1 protein-coding gene is annotated in these 1,424 nt (G+C 40.6%); it reads left to right on the forward strand.

Annotation, left to right across the window (positions count from 1 at the left end):
- Positions 1-115: 115 nt before the first annotated feature.
- On the forward strand, positions 116-1,321 hold the full coding sequence (locus tag KQI22_RS13670) for an IS256 family transposase (protein ID WP_442905259.1): 1,206 nt from the start codon (positions 116-118) through the stop codon (positions 1,319-1,321).
- Positions 1,322-1,424 lie beyond the last annotated feature (103 nt).

Genomic DNA, 1,424 nt, shown 5'->3' on the forward strand with positions numbered 1-1,424 from the left:
GAGTCTGTGAAAGTTTTTCTGTAAATAGGATTTTAAGGTCTTCTATGATAAAATATAAAATCATAGGAGGCCTTATTTTATGGCAAGACAAAAGAAACCAGTACACAAAGTACAAATGACCGAAGGGAAAAGAAATATCATTCGCCAGCTTCTCGAAGAGTATGACATTGAATCCGCACAGGACATTCAAGATGCCCTGAAAGATCTACTTGGCGGAACCATCAAAGAAATGATGGAAGCTGAAATGGATGATCATCTGGGTTATTCTAAGTCGGAACGTTCAGACTGCGATGATTACCGTAACGGTTATAAGACAAAACAGGTAAACAGCAGATACGGAAGCATGGAAATCGAGGTTCCGCAGGATCGTAAGTCTACTTTTGAACCGCAAGTAGTAAAGAAACGTCAAAAAGACATTTCAGACATTGACCAAAAGATTATTTCAATGTATGCCAAAGGTATGACTACCCGGCAAATATCTGAAACTCTGGAGGATATTTATGGATTTGAAGCCTCAGAAGGCTTTATTTCAGACGTAACAGACAAAATCATGCCACAGATTGAGGATTGGCAAAATCGACCGCTTTCAGAAGTTTATCCGGTTCTTTACATTGATGCAATCCACTATTCTGTCCGTGACAATGGAGTTATTCGAAAACTAGCTGCCTATGTCATCCTGGGAATCAATCAGGATGGTTACAAAGAAGTTTTAACGATTGAAGTTGGCGAGAACGAAAGCTCAAAATACTGGCTTTCTGTTTTAAACGGACTAAAAAATCGTGGAGTTAGAGATATCCTGATCATCTGCGCAGATGGACTAACTGGCATCAAAGAAGCCATTGCAGCAGCTTACCCTAAAACAGAGTATCAACGTTGTATAGTTCATCAGGTCAGAAACACCATGAAATACGTTGCTGACAAAGATCGTAAACCGTTTTGTGCTGATTTAAAAACCATATATCAGGCTCCAACCGAAGAAAAGGCACTGGATGCTTTGGAGCGAGTCACCGAAAAATGGAGCGAAAAGTATCCGAATTCCATGAAGAGCTGGAAACAAAACTGGGATGCTATCTCGCCAATCTTTAAATTTTCAGCAGAAGTCAGAAAGGTTATATATACCACAAATGCCATAGAAAGCCTGAATGCTACCTATCGCAAACTTAATCGCCAGAGAAGCGTCTTTCCTAGTGATACCGCACTATTAAAGGCTCTCTATTTAGCGACTTTTGAGGCAACCAAGAAATGGACGATGCCACTTCGGAACTGGGGACAGGTTTATGGCGAACTGAGTATCATGTACGAAGACCGATTGCCCGAATAGTAACTTTAAAGCTTGTTTTACAGGCGGAAATTTTCGCCTGCTCTTGACATGCTCGAATCGACACTGTTATATATAAAGCAAGGGCTGAATGCTCATTTGAGAG

The sequence above is a fragment of the Kineothrix sp. MSJ-39 genome, assembly GCF_018917935.1.
In the GTDB taxonomy this organism is placed as follows: domain Bacteria; phylum Bacillota; class Clostridia; order Lachnospirales; family Lachnospiraceae; genus CAG-194.